This window comes from Vibrio phycocola, from assembly GCF_054404255.1.
This window is the reverse complement of the sequence record NZ_JBTAMQ010000018.1, coordinates 17,759-37,674: the sequence shown is the minus strand read 5'-3', so window position 1 is coordinate 37,674 and position 19,916 is coordinate 17,759. Positions and strand designations below refer to the sequence as shown.

The following is a 19,916-nucleotide window of genomic DNA, read 5'->3' as shown; positions in this document are numbered from 1 at the left end:
AAACCTCTTTTGTATTCATAATGTTAAATGCAATAACAACCTCATAACTCAAACCTGATAACGCTTTCATTTCATAGGAATTAGCGAAGGCAATCACAAAAAAACGGCTAAAATTCAAACAGAAAAAGGCTGTAATTTTGAAATATTTCACTATTCTGCTTGTTTTCATAAAAAGCCACAAAATGAGTCATAAAGTAGTCACTCCCCATCCCGCTCCTCTCTTTTTACTCTCCTTCATCTAAAAACCAACTACGATCTTCCTCTTCTTTTTACTAATTAGATCATCATAGTCTAATGGGTTGCTATGTTCCTAAAGCTTTTGGAACATCATAGGGCAATTAGATCATGATGTTCTTTTAGCTTTTGGAACATAGTGATCTAATTACTATTTGATGTAATGAAAAAGATGAAAGGCGAAAAAATAATTAAAAACAACACAGGTGCATTGAAGAATGAAGCTATCAACAGGCGAAGCAGAGCTACGCCGAATTAACGACGCTTTTAGAAGGAAATTAGAGAGAATTAAGCGAAATGCTGTATGAGATTGGAAATAAAAATTAATTCTTGCTGGCTTGAACGCATATCAAGAGCTTCTAGCCATAGTGCCTGACTATAATGTTCTGCTTTAATGAAAAATTGCTGCTCATCAAAATCAATTAACCAGGTATGAATATCGGCATCTTGTTGCTTTTCAATAATTTTAGCTGAAAGCAAGGTAACAAGCTCTTCACCAATAGCAGGGAAACTATCGTAATCAAATTCAGGAGCTATAAGAATTAATACGCCCTGATCTTCAAGTATTTCTTTAACAACAAAGCTAGCCATGATTGGTTAAGTACTCCTGAATCAAATCCAAGAAAGGGTCGGCATACTTTTCTAATTTTCGCTCACCGACTCCGTTCACCGCCAGCATTTCGCCGTATGAGCATGGTAATATTTCCGCCATATCAATCAATGTAGCATCATTAAATACAACATATGGTGGCAACCCTTCGCGATCAGCGATCGACTTGCGTAACTTACGTAGCCGAGCAAAAAGCTTCTTATCATAATGTTTATTGGCTAGTTTATCCGATTTAGCACTACGAGCAGCGACATCAAGGCGTGGTACTGCTAGCTCAAGCGAACTTTCACCACGTAATACTGGCCGAGCTTCTTCGGTTAACTGCAGTGTGGAGTTTCGGGTAATATTTTGTTGTAACAACCCTTTGTGAATAAGCTGACGAAAAATACTGATCCAATAGTCATGACTGTGATCTCTTCCTAACCCATAGGTCGACAGCTTATTGTGTCCATTTTCTCGAATTCGGATATTTTGCATGCCACGCAAAACTTCTACGACATATCCCATGCCGAAGTTTTGATTCACCCGATAAACGCACGATAGTGCTTTTTGCGCCTCATTTGAGCCATCGAAGTGCTTCGGAGGATCAAGGCAAATATCGCAGTTACCACATGGTTGTTCACGGTATTCACCAAAATAATTTAATAACACTTGTCGCCGACAGGTCTGAGCTTCAGCAAATGCACTCATTGCATTTAACTTATGACTTTCTACGACTTTCTGTGGTCCGTCTGGTTTTTCGTCCAACATACGACGCAACCACCCCATATCTGCAGGGTCATAAAGCATAACCGCTTCGGCCGGTAAACCATCACGACCTGCCCGCCCTGTTTCTTGATAATAAGATTCTATGTTGCGTGGAATATCAAAATGCACGACACAACGAACATTCGGCTTATTGATTCCCATTCCAAATGCCACCGTTGCAACAACAACTTGAATATCATCACGCTGAAACGCTTCTTGCACTTGAGCGCGCTGATCAACTTCCATCCCCGCATGGTAGCTCGCGGCACGTATGTGGTTGTTGCACAGCTTTTCTGCCAGCATTTCAACTTTTTTACGACTGCCACAATAGATAATGGCGCATTGCCCGGGTTGTGTGGCAAGGAAACGAATAACCTGACTCACAGGTTTATGCTTTTCCAACAAGGTATAGCGGATATTAGGACGATCAAAACTGCCCAAATATATATGAGGCTCAATCAGTTGTAAGCGATGCAGAATATCACTGCGAGTGGCATCATCAGCGGTTGCGGTTAATGCCATCATAGGAACATGAGGAAATCGTTCTTTTAAACGCCCAAGTGCGGCATATTCGGGACGAAAATCGTGTCCCCATTGAGAAATACAATGTGCTTCATCAATGGCGATCATCGATAGCTCGGTATTGGCTAAACGGCCAATAAAATCATCCATCAACACTCGCTCTGGCGAAACATATAATAGTTTTAACTCTCCACTGTTAATGGATTGATAAACCGATATCAAGGTTTCACGACTCAAACTCGAATTCACGCAGGCCGCCGCAACCCCATTTGCAACTAACTGGTCGACTTGATCTTTCATCAAAGAAATCAAGGGAGAGATAACCAAGGTTAAACCCGGGCTAAGTAGCGCGGGAATCTGATAACATAATGACTTGCCACCACCGGTAGGCATAATCACAAGGCTATCTTGCCCAGACAAGGTTGATTCGATGACCTCTTGCTGCCCGTCTCGGAATGATTGATAGCCAAACACTGAACGCAGAACCGAATTTGGGCTGCTGTTAAGAGATTCGTCTGATTTCGCTATCAAAGTTGAGGTCATAGTCTGAAGAGGCTCTAAAAATATGCATAATAACGATAAGTCATTATATCTGACCGGCTATTGTAGTCGTCATCCATTGGGATTAAAACCGGAATTTGTTAATGACTATAGCAAGATATTAATTCGTGTATTGTGTTGAAATATAGGTATAGACTGTTACTTCCGTCACATATCTAAACTAGTAGTATTACCTCTATGAATAACACAGACCAATCCCGCAAGGGTGTTTTCTATGCCGTAGGCGCCTACACCATGTGGGGAATCTCGCCGATTTACTTCAAAGCACTGCATGATGTGCCCGCTCTTGATATCCTAAGCCATCGAATCATTTGGTCATTTGTATTTCTAGCTGGTTTGGTTTTAATAAGTCGACAAGCCATCGTTCTAAAAGAGATCGTACAGTCGAAAAAGAAAATGGGAATATTATTGGTAACCAGCTTACTCGTTGCCACCAATTGGTTGGTGTACATTTGGGCGGTCAATTCAGATCACATGCTCGATGCTAGCCTAGGTTATTACATCAACCCACTGGTTAACGTACTGCTTGGTATGCTCTTCTTAGGTGAACGCTTGAGAAAACTACAATGGCTAGCAGTACTGCTTGCAGCCATCGGTGTCGGGGTCCAAATTATTGTGTTTGGCTCTATTCCGATCGTCGCGATTGTCTTAGCCGTTACATTTGGTTTTTATGGTTTATTACGCAAGAAAGTCTCTGTTGGTTCACAAACAGGGCTATTTGTAGAAACCCTTTTTCTCGTCCCTGCGGCTTTGATTTACGTATTCTTTATCACTGATTCAGCCACAAGTGACTTCACGTCGAATTCTCTTTCATTCAATTTATTACTAATGTCTGCCGGGTTTGTCACCACCCTTCCATTGTTAAGCTTTGCAAGTGCTGCGGCGAGGCTCAAATTATCGACGCTGGGATTTTTCCAATATATCGGTCCCAGTATCATGCTTATACTTGCTGTCATCTTCTATGGCGAAGTTTTTAGCCTTGATAAAGCGATCACATTTGGGTTTATTTGGGCAGCACTACTGCTTTTCAGTATCGATGGGCTCAAAACCCATAAAGCACTTCCAAAAGTTGGTGCGATCTCAAACTCATTAAAATAGGTAAAATACATCCGATCCATCAAATAACCGCCTCAGCAAAGATTATATTCACCTAACTCACGGTTTTATTGAACAATGTTCAATAAAAATTCGTAGCAGATCAGCGTTTTTCCTTGTGAGATATCTCTTACAAGGCATTCAGTTTTAAGCGATAGATCCACCCTATTGATCTCTCTTAATGACACATAACCAATTGAAAAATAAGAATATGAACAAAAATAACACAAAAAAATTTGCCTAAATACTGAAAATGACCATTGTCGCGCTAGAGAATCTCGGTAATATGTACTCATCGGCAGGACGCTGATAACGGACATGAACGGAATCTAATCGTAGCTAGGATGGCAACGACTAAGGACGGAAATGGACACCTTCAGGATGAAGGCATGGATGAAACATCAGGATGATGTAAAGGACACGCTTTAGGATTAAGCGATGATGGTTAACTAGGATAGTTAATCGACCAGGATAAGGTCATGGACACCGCTAGGAAGGCGATGAAAGGATTAAGCTAAAGGATTTAGCAAACTGATCAAGGATTGGATGCAGGAAGCACATAGAGTAGCGGGATTGCTGCAAGTAAGAACATGAACCCCGACGAGCGCAAGCTCTCGGGGTTTTTCTTTGCTTGTTATAGGCTTATTTTGTAAACCGCGAAACCTGCGTCATCTTCCCCTACTTTCTCCATAGGATACTGACCTTTCTCTTCAACAAACTTAGCCGCTTTCTCGCTCGGTGAGGTTTCAAATTGAATATCCAATTGAACTTCGCCCTCGATTGGCGCAAAAGACCAGTTATTGTCAGCACTAGGCGTGACCTCTCCTTTCTCTTTACTTACATCTGAAATGTAAGAAGCAAGGATACTGCGATTCTCATCCGGTGAATCAAAGGCAATAAATTCTGAACCAGTGCCAGCGAATTTAGCGCCATAAGCTCGGTAGTTGTTGCTCGCAATAATAAAGTACTGCGCCATATCAACTGGCTTGTCTTGGTAAGTTAGATTTACGATACGCTCAGCATCAGGGTTGATCACATTACAATCACCATCGTATTTCGCGGGTTGAGTTACATCTATCTGATAATTCACGCCATCAATGACATCAAAATTATAAGTGCGGAAATCATTCCAGTTAATCAAAGATTGAGTTGCTGAGCTAGTCGTATCAATCTGATTAAATTGACCAGCGGAGCACTCAATCCACTCTTTAACTTCTTTACCCGTCACTTTTAGTGCAACTAAGGTATTTGGATAGAGGTAAAGATCCGCCGCATTTCGGAAAGTTAACTGACCAGATTCAACTTCTGTATAGCCAGAAGGATCGTTTTTACGCCCGCCAGCCTTAAACGGCGCTGCAGCTGAAAGAACGGGAATATTAGCTAAATCAGGGTCACCTTGAATAAACGTCTCAACATACGCTTTCTGCGCTGCGTTTACGATTTGAATTGTAGGATCATCTTGCACCAAAGCTAAGAAGCTATACATCACATCATTTGCTTTACCAATTGGTTGATTTACAAATGCTAATGTATCGACGTGGTCTTTTTCTAATGCTTTCTCAATACCAGCGTCATTTGCAGCCAGTGATGTTTTGCTTTCGCGATCGTAAATAGCACGCGACTCGGCTTTCCCACCTATTACGTCCCATTCTCCCTTCTCTTTATCAAAATAGAGAACTAAATCCATCACCCCAACATGGCTTCCCCAACGCCCCGGCATAACCGCTGTTACACCATTAATTCGACCATTTTCGTTGTCAACGTTTTGAATACCATCAAACCCTTTACCTGGGAATACAGCATGGGAATGACCGAATGCAATCGCATCAATATCGGCAACTTCAGACAGATAGATTACCGAGTTTTCCGCACCATTTTTGTAAGGGTCTTTCGAAATGCCAGAGTGAGGAATAGCAACAATAACGTCAGCTCCCTCTGCTTTCATTATTGGAACAAATTTCTCTGCCGTTTCTTTGATGTCCTTTGCGACAACTTTTCCTTCAAGGTTTTTCTTATCCCAAGTTAACACTTGTGGTGGAGTGAAGCCGATGTAACCAATACGAATAGAATGCTGTTTCCCCTCCGTATCCTTGAATGAATACGTTTTGATAATATATGGGGTATAAAAGTTCTCTCCCGTTTCTTCATCATAAAGATTGGCGTTGATGTATGGAAAGTTCGCATCATTGACCGATTCCGTCAGAAACTCTAATCCATAATTAAATTCATGGTTACCAAAATTGCCAACATCATAGGCCATTTGGTTCATCGCCTTGTATACCGGATGGACTTCTTCAGGGTCAATTCCTTTAGAGGCCATATAATCCCCCATAGGGCTACCTTGAATTAAATCGCCATTATCAACTAAAACACTGTTTTCAGCTTCCTCTCGAGCTTCTTTCACAAGCGTAGCAGCTCGAGAAAGACCAATTTTTTCCGACGCTTTGCCTTTGTAATAATCGTAAGCCAATACATTGGCGTGAATATCCGTGGTTTCAATAATACGTAGGTTGACCGTTGCTGCATAAACAGAACCAGACATCGCGAATGTGGCTGCCATAACAGCAGCTAGGGGAGAAAAACGCATAGTTAATTATCCTTTCCAAAAATTGAAGGTCATACTGCTTATTTGATTAATGTAACAATTGACTGTTAACTTTTTACTTACTCGTCATTGCTATTAGTGATATGCATCTCATTTTACTATAACGATATGTTTTGTTTATAAAAAGCATTAGTTAGGGAAATTACCCATCTTGATTACCAAGCGCCAAAGAATGAAAAAGGTTGATTCAGAGAATAAACACATAACACAACGATACCTACCCTTGCTGCATGAAAAGGAAGCACTAACATGAATATCAAAGCATTTTCCAAGCACACTGGCCTCTCCCCTCACACTCTGAGGTTCTATGAAAAAATCGGGCTATTAAGCGATGTGAACCGAAGTTCCAATGGACATCGTTTCTACAATGCTAGAGATCTAGAATGGGCAAAGTTTATTGTGCGTTTAAAAGAGACCGCGATGCCTCTTGAACAAATAAAGCGGTACGCCGATCTACGAGCACAAGGTGATAACACCATGCTTGATCGCCAAATATTATTAAAACATCACCATGAAAGACTGAAACAGCAGATCGAAAAGCAGCAAACCCACCTTAATGCACTAGAACAGAAAATTGATTTTTACGATCGAAAGATAACGCCTTGACTTAGAGTATGCTCTAACAAGTAATCTCATTATTACGATCAATAAACAATGAGAATTGAGTAATGAGCAATACAAAATACGAAATCGGCCTTGCAAACTTAGAGAAAATCGATGGTCAAGCTGGACATAAAGTCATTGAAAGCTTACAAGATGTCTGCCCAGACTTAGCCAAGTACACGATTGAATATCCGTTTGGTGATATTTACAACCGACCAGGCTTAGATTTGAAATCTCGTGAGATTGCCACCGTCGCGGCACTGACCGTATTAGGCAACTGCCAACCTCAACTGAAAGTTCACATACACGCTGCTCTCAATGTGGGTTGTACAGAAGAAGAGGTGAAAGAAGTTATACTGCAAATGTCTGTATACGCCGGGTTCCCAGCAGCACTAAATGGCATGTTCGCCGTTAAAGACGTCCTCAACGAACGCCGTAACAGCGAATCTTCTTGAATCACATCTAGCCGCTTAGAGCTTTTCTAATCTCGCATAAGCGGTCACTAACCACTTGATGCCTTCGCCATTAAACGCGACTTGTACTCGGCTTTGAGGGCCAGAGCCTTCAAAGTTAATGATAGTCCCTTCTCCAAACTTGGGATGATTGACTCTGGCACCTAAACTAAAGCCCGTTTCGTTGAAGTTTTCCTTTACGGCAGTTTGGCTAAAACGACCACTACTAGTTGGTCGACTCACTTGAGCTTTCATCCGAACTTCATCCAAACAGGTTTCGGGTAACTCACGAATAAAACGAGAAGGCTTGTGGTATTTATCTTGGCCATATAAACGACGCATTTCGGCGTAGGTGATATAGAGCTTTTGCATTGCTCGAGTCATACCGACATAACATAAACGGCGCTCTTCTTCTAAACGACCAGCCTCTTCAACCGACATCTGACTTGGGAACATGCCTTCTTCAACGCCGACCATAAAGACCACCGGAAACTCTAAGCCTTTCGCACTGTGCAATGTCATTAATTGAACCGCTTCGTCAAACTCATCGGCTTGCCCTTCCCCTGCTTCTAGCGCTGCATGAGTCAAAAAGGCAATCAGCATTGATAGCTCTTCCGCTTCTTCGGGCTTTTCAAACTGTCGTGTGGCAGTGACTAATTCTTCCAAGTTCTCAATTCGAGCCTTAGACTTTTCACCTTTTTCTTGTTCATACATCGAGAACAAACCAGAGCTTTTAATCACATGATCGGTTTGAACATGAAGTGGCATGTCGGCGGTATCATCTTCTAGCGCATTAATAAGCTCGACAAAGCGGCCTAATGCACCAGCGGCTCGTCCCACCAATACATTTTCAGCGAGCAACGCAGTACACGCCTGCCACATCGTACAACCGCGATCTCGAGCTGCGAATCGCACCGTTTCAAGGGTTTTATCGCCCAAACCTCGAGTTGGCGTATTCACGATACGTTCAAATGCAGCGTCATCATTGCGATTCGAAATCAGACGTAAATAGCCAAGTGCATCTCGAATTTCCTGACGCTCGAAGAAACGCATGCCGCCATAGATTCGATACGGCAAACCAGCTTGGATCAAAGCTTCTTCCAATACTCGCGACTGAGCGTTATTGCGATATAGCATCGCGGTATCATCTAACGAGCCACCATCCTCCTGCCACGCCTTTATCTTACTCACCACAAAACGCGCTTCGTCCAACTCGTTATAGGCTGAATAAACAGAAATTGGCTCACCTTCTTTTCCTTCAGTCCACAAACTTTTCCCCATACGCTCGGTATTGTTCGCAATCAGGGTATTCGAGGCTTCGAGGATGGTTTTGGTTGAGCGATAGTTTTGCTCCAAACGAATCGTATTTACACTAGGGAACTCTAAGGTGAACTTTTCGATATTCTCAATCTTCGCTCCACGCCAACCGTAAATAGACTGATCGTCATCACCAACAATCATGACATGGCAGTCAGGCCCAGCCATTAGACGTAACCAAGCGTATTGAATGTTGTTGGTATCTTGAAATTCATCGACCAAGATATGCTTGAAACGTGCTTGGTAATGCTCACGAATAAATTTATTTTCACGCAATAATTCTTGAGTTCGAAGAAGAATCTCAGCAAAGTCGACTAATCCTGCACGATCACACGCCTCTTGATACGCCTTATACAGTTGAACATAGGTCGTCGTAACAGGATCGTGATAACTATCAATATGGTTCGGACGTAGCCCTTCGTCTTTTTTACCGTTAATCCACCACGAGATTTGCTTTGCAGGCCACTGTTTTTCGTCGAGGTTTTGCGCTTTAATTAAGCGACGTAGTAAACGCAGTTGATCGTCTGAATCAAGAATCTGGAAATCTTCCGGTAGCTTCGCATCAAGATAATGCGCGCGTAAGATGCGATGACAAATGCCGTGAAACGTACCATTCCACATCCCTGAAGCGCTGCCCATCATTAATTCTTCAATTCGGCCACGCATTTCCGCAGCAGCCTTATTGGTGAAGGTTACTGACATAATGGAAAATGGAGACGCTTGCTCAACCGACATCAACCATGCAATTCGATGGACTAATACGCGAGTTTTACCACTTCCTGCACCCGCAAGAATCAGCATATTGTCCAATAGAGAGGCAACGGCTTCGCGCTGTTTGTCATTGAGTCCGTCGAGGAGGAAAGAAGGATCGATCATAATGCTAGGCTACTGGTTATTTATACATATAAGCGATTATAACCCTAAACGGTTTTAATATGCTCGTGCTTCAACAGATTTATCCAATTAAAAAAGCCTACCGAGCAGGTAGGCTTAGCGATAACAGGTTCATTTTCTTGTTTAAGCGGCAATTCCAGCATGACGCAATAACGCATCAATACTTGGCTCACGTCCACGGAAGCGTTTAAATAACTCCATTGGCTCTTCGCTGCCACCCATTTCTAGAATGTTATTAAGGAAGCTCTGCCCTGTCTCAGTATTAAAGATACCTTCTTCTTCAAAACGAGAGAATGCATCTGATGACAATACTTCTGCCCATAAATAGCTGTAATAACCTGCGCTATAACCACCAGCAAAGATATGACCAAAGCTGTGCGAGAAGCGATTCCAATCTAACGCTGGCAATACTGCAACTTTCGATTTCACGTCCGCGAGGGTTTCCAAAACTTTAGGACCAATCTCTGGGTCATAAGTCGTATGTAAGGTGAAGTCAAACAAGCCCAACTCTAACTGACGCAAAATAAACATCGCAGATTGGAAGTTTTTCGCAGCAAGCATTTTATCAAGCATCTCTTTTGGTAACGGTTCACCACTTTCATAGTGACCAGAGATAAACGCTAGCGCTTCTTCTTCCCAGCACCAGTTTTCTAAGAATTGGCTTGGGAGTTCAACCGCATCCCAAGGTACGCCATTAATTCCGGATACCGCACCGACACCAACTTGAGTCAGCATATGGTGGATACCGTGTCCAAACTCATGGAACATAGTGACGACTTCGTCGTGAGTGAACAATGCCGGTTTATCACCAACAGGCTTATTAAAGTTACACGTTAAATAGGCTACTGGTGTTTGTAATTCACCTTGTGCGGTATAACGACGACCACGACAATCATCCATCCACGCACCACCGCGTTTATGTTCACGCGCATAAAGATCAAGGTAGAAACTACCACGAAGCTGGTTTTCAGAATCGAAAATATCGAAAAATCGTACTGAACTGTGCCAGGTGTCAACCCCTTCACGTTCTTTCACTGACATATTAAAGACGCGATTCAAGACTTCAAACAACCCACTGATCACTTTCGATTCAGGGAAATAAGGACGCAGTTCTTCATCTGAAATTTCAAACAACTTTTGCTTTTGCTTTTCGCTGTAATATCCAATGTCCCACAATTGCAGTTCGCTCACACCAAACTCTTGTTTAGCAAACGCTCTCAATTCCGCAACTTCTTTTTCACCTTGAGGCTTAGCGCGTTTCGCCAAGTCGTTAAGGAAACCCAAGACTTGATCAGGTGTTTCTGCCATCTTCGTCGCTAAAGACTTTTCACTATAACTTGTGAAACCAAGCATATGAGCCAACTCATAGCGAAGTTTTAGTAGCTCTGAAATAATATCGCTGTTATCCCATTTACCTGCATTTGGACCTCGTTCCGATGCTCGAGTTACGTATGCTTCGTACATCTCTCTACGCAACTCTTGGCTATCGCAGTAGGTCATCACCGGTATATAAGACGGCATTTCTAATGTAATCAAATATCCATCAAGTTCTTTTGCTTCTGCTGTTGCTTTTGCTGCGGCGATGGAGCTTTCAGGCATACCCGCTAGTTCTGCAACATCAGTAATATGTTTACTCCAACCCATGGTCGCATCAAGCACATTATTTGAAAACGTAGAACCTAGCTCGGACATACGTTTGCTGATTTCACCGTAGCGTTTCTGTTCATCCGCCGGAAGGCCAATGCCTGATAATTCAAAATCGCGTAATTCGTTAACGATGGTTTTTTGTTGCGCCGTCGTAAGTGTTGCGAACTCGTCACTCGCTTTCAGGGCTTTATACGCTTCAAACAACCCTTTGTGCTGACCAACCCAGGTACCGTATTCTGATAATATCGGTAAACAACTTTCGTAAGCTTCACGTAATTCTTCACTATTCACTACCGAGTTCATATGGCTCACTGGAGACCAAATTCGACTCAATAGATCATCCACCTCTTCAATCGGCGCAACAAGGTTTTCCCACGTTGGCGCAGTATTTCCTTCGAGAGTCTGTTCCGTCACTTTACGACAATTTGCAATCGCCTCTTCAATTGCAGGCTTAACATGCTCGGGTTTTATACTGCCAAATGGGGGTAAATCCGTAAAAGTAAGAAGAGGATTAGACATAGAACGTTCCTTATCGAAGAAGACAATATGTCGTCAGCAAATCGCCGACGCTTTGATAAGTAATATAGGCAGATCAACTATTTTTCAATAGTAAGGTAGATCGAAAATCAACAACGCTGCAACAAGCGCCAAGAATGGTTATAATCTCACTCCATCATAATTTCTATCTATGCGCCCATAATATCGGGCTAAAGAGCCTAAATTGCTAAGTTACCGACACAATTTTCATGCAGGAAATCACGCCGATGTCGTGAAGCACATTGTTCAAAGCCTGATCCTATCTTCGTTACAAGAAAAAGAGAAACCGTTTGTCTATCACGATACGCATTCGGGTGTTGGTCGTTATGACTTAAACCATGAGTGGTCGGAAAAAACCGGTGAATACAAGCAAGGCATCGCCCGTTTATGGCAACAAACTGAGTTACCGACGGAACTAAACAGTTACCTCAATGCCATAAAAGAGCTGAATAACAACGGTGAGTTGCGCTATTACCCGGGGTCACCTTGCATTGCTCGAGCGCATCTTAGACCGCAAGATCGCATGATATTAACCGAACTTCATCCAAGTGATTACCCGTTGCTTGAACAAGAGTTTCATCGCGATCGCCAAGTGAAGATTTATAAAGAAGATGGCTTTCAACGCCTCAAAGCAAGCTTGCCACCTAAGGAGCGCAGAGGGCTGGTTCTGATTGATCCCCCTTATGAACTCGCCAACGAATATCGTGATGTCGTAAGAGCAATTGCGGCGAGCCATAAGCGCTTTGCCAATGGAATTTACGCCATTTGGTATCCTGTGGTTAATCGCTATGATATTGATGATATGCTAGAGGGTCTGCAAGCACTGGGAATTCGTAAAATTTTACAAATCGAGCTTGGTGTTAGTCCAGATAACAATGAACGAGGAATGACGGCTTCAGGTATGATTGTAATTAATCCTCCTTGGAAGCTAGAAAGTCAGATGCAATCTCTGCTACCTTTACTAAAAGCAGCAATCGCTCCAGCAACGGGCCATTGGAAAGTTGATTGGGTTGTTCCTGAATAACAAACATAATTAAACCGTAGCTCAACCAAAGACTAAAACGGAGAAAGTAATGGCAACACATTTTGATTATATCTGTATCGGTGGCGGCAGTGGCGGTATCGCATCTGCAAACCGCGCAGCGATGCACGGTGCTAAAGTCGCACTTATCGAAGCTAAAGACCTAGGTGGCACCTGTGTAAACGTTGGTTGTGTACCGAAGAAAGTGATGTGGCATGGCGCACAAATCGCCGACGCAGTTAATCTTTATGCCGAGGATTACGGGTTTGATATTAAGGTCAATGGATTTAACTGGTCAAAGTTAGTCGAAAGCCGCCAAGCCTATATTGGTCGAATTCACGAGTCTTATGATCGCGTTCTTGGCAACAATAAAATTAATGTTATCAAAGGCTTTGCAAAGTTTGTTGATGCAAAAACAGTAGAAGTAAATGGTGAACTATACACGGCTGATCACATTCTGATTGCTGTTGGCGGTCGTCCTTCGATTCCAAACGTGCCTGGTGCAGAATACGGTATCGACTCAAACGGCTTCTTTGATTTAGAAGAGCAACCTAAGCGCGTTGCTGTCGTTGGTGCAGGTTATATTGCGGTAGAAATCGCAGGCGTATTGAATGCTCTTGGCACTGAGACCCATTTATTCGTTCGTAAAGAGTCACCACTGCGCAGTTTCGATCCTATGATTATCGACACTTTAACGGAAGTTATGACCGCCGAAGGCCCTGCGCTGCACAACCATTCGACGCCAAAAGAAATTGTGAAAGAATCTGATGGTAGCCTAACTCTGCACCTTGAGAATGGTGAGAGCTACAACGTCGATACCTTAATCTGGGCAATTGGTCGTGAGCCAGCAACCGATGCCATTAACCTCAGTGTCACCGGCGTTGAACTCAATAGCCGTGGCTACATTAAAGTCGATGAATATCAAGCCACTAACGTTGAAGGCATCTACTGTGTTGGCGATATCATGGAAGGTGGTATCGAACTCACTCCTGTTGCTGTTAAAGCCGGTCGACAATTGTCTGAGCGTCTATTCAACAATAAGCCCGATGCAAAAATGGATTACGACTTAGTACCAACCGTGGTATTCAGCCACCCACCAATTGGCACAATGGGCTTAACCGAGCAACAAGCAATTGATCAATATGGCGCTGATAACGTCAAAGTGTATAGCTCAGGCTTTACCGCAATGTACACCGCGGTTACCTCTCACCGCCAAGCATGCAAAATGAAGCTTGTTTGTGCCGGAGAAGATGAAAAAGTCGTTGGTATACATGGAATCGGCTACACCGTCGATGAAATGCTTCAAGGCTTTAGCGTTGCCATTAAGATGGGCGCGACCAAAGCTGACTTCGATGCCGTTGTTGCAATTCACCCAACAGGCTCTGAAGAGTTTGTTACCATGACGGGTTAGTGTAGGAAAAGCATCTTACACACATAAATAAATCTGGAAAACATATCATCACTGACTATACTGTATATATAGTCAGTGATTTTTCTAGGTGAATTTATGTACCTCATACAATCAAGCAGTGTCTATAAACAAACAGAATTATCCGTCAGTAATGACATCTGCGAATGCACTCCCCTCAAGGAAAACATTGGCTCACTGCCTACATTGTTCAATCAAGATGGTTCATTCAACCATGAGGCAAACAGCTACCTCTTCTATCTGAAAGCTATCAAAGCAGCTAAAGATCTTTCACCCTGTGCTCAGGCATTACAGGCTTACTACCAGTTCCTTGAAGACAAAGAAATAGCTTGGGATAAATTTTCTCCTATCAAAAGACTAAAACCCACCTATCTGTTTCGATCTCACCTATTAAAGCAAATCAAGAAAGGTGAATTAGCACACAGCACAGCAAGCGTCCGAATGAATCAAATTGTTAACTACTACAAGTGGTTAATGCATGATGGTTATTTGAAAATCAAAAACGAGAAAGAAGCCCCATTTAAAATGGAGTTTGTGTCCGTCCAAAGCACCGGAATGCTGGCACACGTATCGCCAACGTTTACCGTTGAAACAAGTGATTTGCGAATCAAAGTGCCCAAGGATGCGAGCAGTAATAACATACGACCTTTATCTCCACTCTCTCAAGAATCTCTGAGTATTCTTACGCAGCATCTTCCTCGCGCATCTGAAGAGTTACGCTTGCAGGTATTAATATCTATTGATACAGGAATGAGAATCCAAGAGGTAGCAACGCTCTCACTGGATGCCCTTGATACCGCAACACCACTGGCTGAGAGTGAGCATCGTTTCGAGATGGTTGTATCACCTCAATCGACAGGAGTTCAAACAAAATACTTAAAGCAAAGGCGTATAGAAATCTCATCAACGCTATTAACTACTTTGAATGAATACCGTACCTCTGAGCGCAGAATCAAACGAGCAAACAAACTCAATGCCCAATTAGAATCATTGCCCGAAGATGGGTCTTCACTCAAGCAAGAAACTATCGAAAGGCTTGAGCTGTGTGAGCGTCATGAGCCTCTTTTTGTAAGTGAGCGAGGCAACCCTGTAACCGCTAAGTCGATAGAAGCACGATGGACGGAGTTTAGAGCCTACATAAAGAAAACTTACCCTTCCTTTACTCATCGCTTTCATGATCTGCGCTCAACCTACGGTACATACCGACTAAATGACTTGCTTGGGGCTGGACTAACTTCAATGGAATGTATGGCGCTTCTAATGGGTTGGATGGGGCATAGAAACGAATCCACGACTTGGAAGTATCTGCGTTATTTGCAACGCAAAGAAGCGTTCAAAGTGAAGTTTGGCATTTTAGATAGCATCATGCACGAAGCACTAGGTGGTGAGGATGAGTAATAATGTTTCATACCTCCACGGTTGGGATTCAAATCTTTGCTTCCAGTTAGACACTGAAGATAACAGCCTTGCTGACTTTAATCGCTTTCTTATTAAGCACTTTCCTACGACAAAAGCATTACATCAAGGCGGTCAATTTGAAGATGCTGACCGTGAAGGCTTTGTGCATCAAATCAAAGATCGCTTTGTTGAAAAGATTGAAGAAGGAGACAGTCATTACTATCTACATAGTATTTATAGAAAATTGTCTCAATACCTTCGTTGGTGTGATCTAAATAACGCAATTGATTTTACACAAGAATCATTGGAAGGTTATATGTCTCATCTGTATACAAGGGTTATGCAAGGGACACTAAAAAGCTCTAGTTATAAAGTTTTTTACTCTATCATGTTGGTGCTATTTCGTGATTATTTAGATTTACCATCAAACTATTTCAACTCTATCACGGTGATGGATAATAGCGATAGAGAGCCGTTTAAATCCTATACCCGCAAGGATTTAAACCAACTGCTTCCCTTCCTTCGCAGTCTATTCAAGCAAACCTACAACCAGTTTATCGAGTCTCCTGAGACGCACATCATGGCATCTAAAGCCACCCCTACCATGACCTTTGAGTGGAAAGGTCACACATACCAGCTTTGTGGTGGTATATCGAAAATGATGTGTGCAGGCACTTACCTTTTGTCTTATTACACCTACGCAAACACCAGTGATTTATGTCAGCTATCACAACCACGCAATGCCTTTACGTCGGTTGGAGAAACGTGGTACACCATGCCCGCATTTAAGCGTAGAGCCTTCAAGACCATTCAAGTTGAGATGGGCGAGCACGAGTTGGACATACCGAAATACGCCATGCGTTTTTTCGATCACTTACTCAATGCGTCACGCTTAATCTCAACGGATGAAAACGCAACACTGCTTCAAACCGTAGCAACGAATCAAACTACTCCAATAAAGAGCTCTATTCTCCAAGGTTTCCTAGGCGGGTGGCTTGAAAAACATTTTACCTTCACTGACCAAACTGGGTGCAGGCTACGCCCGATAATTAGCCGTTTTCGTGAAACAGGCTCTCAATTAACCTCATATCATCAAGGTGAAATGGTTAATAACCTCATGCTTAACAACACACCCAACACCCGTAAACGTCACTATAGCGAGGGAAATCGGTTAGCAAATAACGGCATGCTACAAGATACGATGTCAATTCGGGAGGAGCAGGTCAAGAGCAGGGTCAGCACCCAGCAGGCTCAGAAAAACCTCAGTATTGAGGTACTGGTTATCGAGGAAGAAAACAAGATTAACCTTCCCAATTTAAGCCGTACTTCTAATGGCGGTAGCTGCGCTGCCCCATTCGGTGAAAAGTCCCAAAAGTACACCAAGAAAGCCCAAACACAGGGACTTGCTAAGGAGGGAGAGCGATTAGCCTGTGCAGATCTATTGGGGTGCTTTGGCTGTCCAGACCAAGTAATTGTACAGTCGGTCTCAGATATCTGGTGTCTGCTCTCATTCAAGGCCTGTGTTGAGGAGTCACTATTCCTTCATTTGGATGTCAATCATTACAAAAAAAACTTTGATAACATTGTAGAGTTTATCGAGCAAAAAATACTACCAAGCATAAATCAACAGATATTTAGAAAAGCAGAAGCCAAACTTGACGATGATGGCTTGCACCCCGCATGGAGCGACAACGAATCAGTTTTAAGCTTAATTCCAAAATCACCAGTCGAGGTAGGATAATGGATACGTCTAAACTCTATTTGCCTGATTTCCCACATCAGCATAAAGTCACGGATATTGATGTAGTCACGCTCTACCATGAGAAAAGATATAAAGAGCTAGATGCCATCGTCATCTGCAAGGACAAAGACGGGAACGTTACTGCCACCTTTGGGCAAAACAGTTGGGATTGCTTACCTTTCTCTCGAAAGAAAGAGAATAACAATCTAAACACAGAAGAATTCAAACGTGCTCCTAAGTTACAACGAGAACTTAAGCTACTGAGTTTTGGTTGGTTATTTAATAAAAGTCCTAAACAGAAAAAAGCAATAAAATTCTCAAGTGTTCGCACTCGATTAAATAATATAAAGGTAGTTTATAGTTTCTTGATCGAGAGTAACTATAGCTCATTGAAAGATCTTGGATCGCCTGTTGTATGGACTAAGTTTGAACACTTCTTGCAAAATCGTAACTATGCCCAAGGAACCATCGAGTCTACTTTTGTGGCAATAAATACCGCCATAAGTGATGAGTCATGGCACAAACTTGAGCTTGGTCTTAATCCAATAAAGTCAAATATTGAAGCAAGACGGATAAGTTCAAATGAAGCACAACAAACTCTTGTTATACCTGAACGTTTATGTGATGCCATTTATGGAAAAGCTATGGAACAGGTCAATGATGCTCACCCACATAGGCACTTGATTTTAGATATTGAGAAGTCTCTACAGCATAACTATGACGAGGGGGTGCGCAATCTTGAAGAAAAAATAAAGCAAGGGAACCGTTTTTCCTTCATGGGTGAAGATGGTAGCTTCGATAAACGAAAATACATTTCCGCAGCTCAAGAGTTACAACCCCGCAAAGTTAAAGACCTTGTTGAACCATTAGCCACTAAAGTACCAAGTATCAAGTTAAAAAATGGAATGGACTTTAAACGCTACTGGGGTCAACTAATCAATGCTTGCTATATTGTCTGTGGCGGCTTTAGTGGTATGCGGGATTCCGAAATAGATAAACTAACACCTAAAAGTTATTACAAAGATAACTTTGAAGGGCGTGACTTCCACATGCTGCAATCTCATACTTTTAAGTTAGGGCAAAAAAGAGAAACATGGGTTACCGCCTCATCTTCTAAAACTGCAATAGAGTTAATGACCACACTAACTGAAGAATGGCGGAAAGAAGTTAGTTATCCAGATAAAAAATACAACGACTCTATTTGGGTAAATAAATCATACCGCTCCAAACCACCCACATTGATTACTGGCTGGAACCACCGACTACAGCGTTTTTGTAAGCAATTCAATTTCATTGTAACTGAAGAGGATTTCGCAGAATGCTTAGCGTCAAACCCTCGTTCATTAAATCGTGTAAAACAAGATGTAATTGTTGGAAATCCATGGCACATGACAGTTCATCAGTTCAGGCGTACTTTGGCCTTTTACTGCATAAAAAACCGTCTGGGAACATTAGTGGCGCTCAAACAGCAGTTCAAGCATCTCTACCTCGCAATGACAGAGTGGTATACGAACGGTGGGAAGCTGGCGAGCCTACGAGATCTGAAGGTCGATGTGCACGTTCAAAAGGCACTCGATGAAATCAATGCAGAAACCACCGCAAATAAAATATTTAAACAATGGCACTCAGATGAAACCCTATCAGGTACTCATGGCAAAGCGATCATGAGAATGCGAAGGGACGTACCCACCATCTACAGTTCTTGGGATGTTATATATAGGGCCGTGAAAGATGGAAAACTGACTCTACATGGCTCGATGCACAGCTACTGTAAAAGTGGATATGACTGCGATATGGATGGAGTGGTAACTCCACAGTTTTGTGTCAATTGTGGCTCTGGAAGTAGCATTATTGATGAACAGCACGTTAAATGGTGGCAAAAAAAACACCACAGTCTAGTCGCGTACATGGCCTCTGGCGAAGAAATATCTGTTAGTGAACGTAGTCATTACGTAACTCAAATACGAGCTGCTGAAAATGTTATGACTGACTTTGACATGTCCTTTACTCCTTTTGAGGCTGATTTGAAGGTAGCAAACTTATGAGTAAGAGTGAAAACACACTACTAGCGTTAGAGGCAGCTCTAGAGCGAATCAAACAAGGTAAAACCACACGTATACCTACCCATCGCAAGCTCAGTGTGAGAGCCGTTGAGGAAGAAGCAAACTTGGGTAATGGTAGCGGCTATTACTACCCTAAATTTGTGGAAAAAGTTAAACAGACAAAAGCTGAAATTGCGGCAGGCAACGGTGAAATAGTCCAACCAGAGATCCAGAGCGTACGCACCAAGCTTAAAGAGCAAAAGCGCATCAAGCAAAACTATAAGGAAAAATACGAGTCTGAAAAAGAGAAATTAGCCTTATTTGCAGCAGCACAGCACCACCTTAACGACAAGTTGGTTCAGGCATTAGCTCGTATTGATGATTTGGAGTATGAAAATACCGAGCTTAGAGAGGAGCTTATCAAGTTGAAAAGAAGCCAAGTAGTACCAATCAAGTAGCTC

General features: G+C 42.5%; 14 protein-coding genes. 9 read left to right on the top strand and 5 right to left on the bottom strand.

From position 1 onward, the window contains the following. Nucleotides 1-522 precede the first annotated feature (522 nt). Together ACXJY6_RS18300 and recQ are read right to left on the bottom strand one after the other, a co-directional pair. Entirely contained in the window at nucleotides 523-828 is a 306-nt protein-coding gene (locus ACXJY6_RS18300; protein ID WP_456053004.1) for a DUF3630 family protein, read from the bottom strand. Next, the gene (gene recQ / locus ACXJY6_RS18295; RefSeq protein ID WP_458769197.1) at nucleotides 818-2,656 is read right to left on the bottom strand and encodes an ATP-dependent DNA helicase RecQ; all 1,839 of its coding nucleotides are present in this window, start codon (nucleotides 2,654-2,656) and stop codon (nucleotides 818-820) included. The genes ACXJY6_RS18300 and recQ overlap by 11 nt, the downstream gene beginning before the upstream one ends. 195 nt (nucleotides 2,657-2,851) lie before the next feature. Here recQ and rarD point away from each other — a divergent pair, with 195 nt between their 5' ends. Then, nucleotides 2,852-3,772: an EamA family transporter RarD gene (gene rarD / locus ACXJY6_RS18290; protein WP_458769196.1), complete on the top strand. Its 921-nt coding sequence runs from the start codon at nucleotides 2,852-2,854 to the stop codon at nucleotides 3,770-3,772. Between the two features lie 631 nt (nucleotides 3,773-4,403). On the opposite strand, the gene ACXJY6_RS18285 is transcribed toward rarD, so the two are convergent. Beyond that, a complete protein-coding gene (locus ACXJY6_RS18285; RefSeq protein ID WP_458769217.1) occupies nucleotides 4,404-6,329 on the bottom strand; it encodes a bifunctional 2',3'-cyclic-nucleotide 2'-phosphodiesterase/3'-nucleotidase in 1,926 nt (641 codons plus the stop codon). A gap of 294 nt (nucleotides 6,330-6,623) precedes the next feature. Here ACXJY6_RS18285 and ACXJY6_RS18280 point away from each other — a divergent pair, with 294 nt between their 5' ends. Both ACXJY6_RS18280 and ACXJY6_RS18275 read left to right on the top strand, forming a co-directional pair. Next, nucleotides 6,624-6,980, top strand: a complete 357-nt coding sequence (locus tag ACXJY6_RS18280; RefSeq protein ID WP_456052976.1) for a MerR family transcriptional regulator — start codon at nucleotides 6,624-6,626, stop codon at nucleotides 6,978-6,980. Nucleotides 6,981-7,042: 62 nt separating this feature from the next. Beyond that, nucleotides 7,043-7,432 carry a carboxymuconolactone decarboxylase family protein gene (locus ACXJY6_RS18275; RefSeq protein WP_456052975.1) on the top strand — a complete coding sequence of 130 codons (390 nt, stop codon included), beginning with the start codon at nucleotides 7,043-7,045 and terminating at the stop codon, nucleotides 7,430-7,432. 15 nt (nucleotides 7,433-7,447) lie between these two features. Here the strand turns inward: ACXJY6_RS18275 and uvrD are convergent, their stop codons facing one another. After that, nucleotides 7,448-9,622, bottom strand: a complete 2,175-nt coding sequence (gene uvrD, locus ACXJY6_RS18270; RefSeq protein ID WP_458769195.1) for a DNA helicase II — start codon at nucleotides 9,620-9,622, stop codon at nucleotides 7,448-7,450. 141 nt (nucleotides 9,623-9,763) lie between these two features. Beyond that, nucleotides 9,764-11,806: an oligopeptidase A gene (prlC, locus tag ACXJY6_RS18265; protein WP_458769194.1), complete on the bottom strand. Its 2,043-nt coding sequence runs from the start codon at nucleotides 11,804-11,806 to the stop codon at nucleotides 9,764-9,766. Between the two features lie 202 nt (nucleotides 11,807-12,008). On the opposite strand from prlC, the gene ACXJY6_RS18260 reads away from it, so the two are divergent. From ACXJY6_RS18260 to ACXJY6_RS18235, 6 genes are all read left to right on the top strand, one after another. After that, nucleotides 12,009-12,848 carry a 23S rRNA (adenine(2030)-N(6))-methyltransferase RlmJ gene (locus tag ACXJY6_RS18260; RefSeq protein WP_456052972.1) on the top strand — a complete coding sequence of 280 codons (840 nt, stop codon included), beginning with the start codon at nucleotides 12,009-12,011 and terminating at the stop codon, nucleotides 12,846-12,848. 49 nt (nucleotides 12,849-12,897) lie between these two features. Further along, nucleotides 12,898-14,256 (top strand): glutathione-disulfide reductase, encoded by a 1,359-nt coding sequence (gene gorA, locus ACXJY6_RS18255; protein WP_458769193.1) that lies wholly within the window; start codon nucleotides 12,898-12,900, stop codon nucleotides 14,254-14,256. Nucleotides 14,257-14,352: 96 nt separating this feature from the next. After that, complete coding sequence (locus tag ACXJY6_RS18250; protein WP_458769192.1) at nucleotides 14,353-15,672, top strand: tyrosine-type recombinase/integrase; 1,320 nt, start codon at nucleotides 14,353-14,355, stop codon at nucleotides 15,670-15,672. After that, the gene (locus tag ACXJY6_RS18245) at nucleotides 15,665-17,413 is read left to right on the top strand and encodes a hypothetical protein (protein WP_458769191.1); all 1,749 of its coding nucleotides are present in this window, start codon (nucleotides 15,665-15,667) and stop codon (nucleotides 17,411-17,413) included. Before ACXJY6_RS18250 ends, ACXJY6_RS18245 begins: the two co-directional genes overlap by 8 nt. Beyond that, nucleotides 17,413-19,458: a site-specific integrase gene (locus ACXJY6_RS18240; RefSeq protein ID WP_458769190.1), complete on the top strand. Its 2,046-nt coding sequence runs from the start codon at nucleotides 17,413-17,415 to the stop codon at nucleotides 19,456-19,458. The genes ACXJY6_RS18245 and ACXJY6_RS18240 overlap by 1 nt, the downstream gene beginning before the upstream one ends. Continuing rightward, complete coding sequence (locus ACXJY6_RS18235; protein ID WP_458769189.1) at nucleotides 19,455-19,913, top strand: hypothetical protein; 459 nt, start codon at nucleotides 19,455-19,457, stop codon at nucleotides 19,911-19,913. Before ACXJY6_RS18240 ends, ACXJY6_RS18235 begins: the two co-directional genes overlap by 4 nt. Nucleotides 19,914-19,916: the final 3 nt, after the last annotated feature.

Coding starts and splice junctions, on each gene's coding strand:
- recQ (WP_458769197.1), bottom strand. CDS start 2,656: ATGACCTCAACTTTGATAGCGAAATCAGACGAATCTCTTAACAGCAGC.
- gorA (WP_458769193.1), top strand. CDS start 12,898: ATGGCAACACATTTTGATTATATCTGTATCGGTGGCGGCAGTGGCGGT.
- uvrD (WP_458769195.1), bottom strand. CDS start 9,622: ATGATCGATCCTTCTTTCCTCCTCGACGGACTCAATGACAAACAGCGC.
- prlC (WP_458769194.1), bottom strand. CDS start 11,806: ATGTCTAATCCTCTTCTTACTTTTACGGATTTACCCCCATTTGGCAGT.
- ACXJY6_RS18245 (WP_458769191.1), top strand. CDS start 15,665: ATGAGTAATAATGTTTCATACCTCCACGGTTGGGATTCAAATCTTTGC.
- ACXJY6_RS18280 (WP_456052976.1), top strand. CDS start 6,624: ATGAATATCAAAGCATTTTCCAAGCACACTGGCCTCTCCCCTCACACT.
- ACXJY6_RS18240 (WP_458769190.1), top strand. CDS start 17,413: ATGGATACGTCTAAACTCTATTTGCCTGATTTCCCACATCAGCATAAA.
- ACXJY6_RS18275 (WP_456052975.1), top strand. CDS start 7,043: ATGAGCAATACAAAATACGAAATCGGCCTTGCAAACTTAGAGAAAATC.
- ACXJY6_RS18285 (WP_458769217.1), bottom strand. CDS start 6,329: ATGGCAGCCACATTCGCGATGTCTGGTTCTGTTTATGCAGCAACGGTC.
- rarD (WP_458769196.1), top strand. CDS start 2,852: ATGAATAACACAGACCAATCCCGCAAGGGTGTTTTCTATGCCGTAGGC.
- ACXJY6_RS18250 (WP_458769192.1), top strand. CDS start 14,353: ATGTACCTCATACAATCAAGCAGTGTCTATAAACAAACAGAATTATCC.
- ACXJY6_RS18235 (WP_458769189.1), top strand. CDS start 19,455: ATGAGTAAGAGTGAAAACACACTACTAGCGTTAGAGGCAGCTCTAGAG.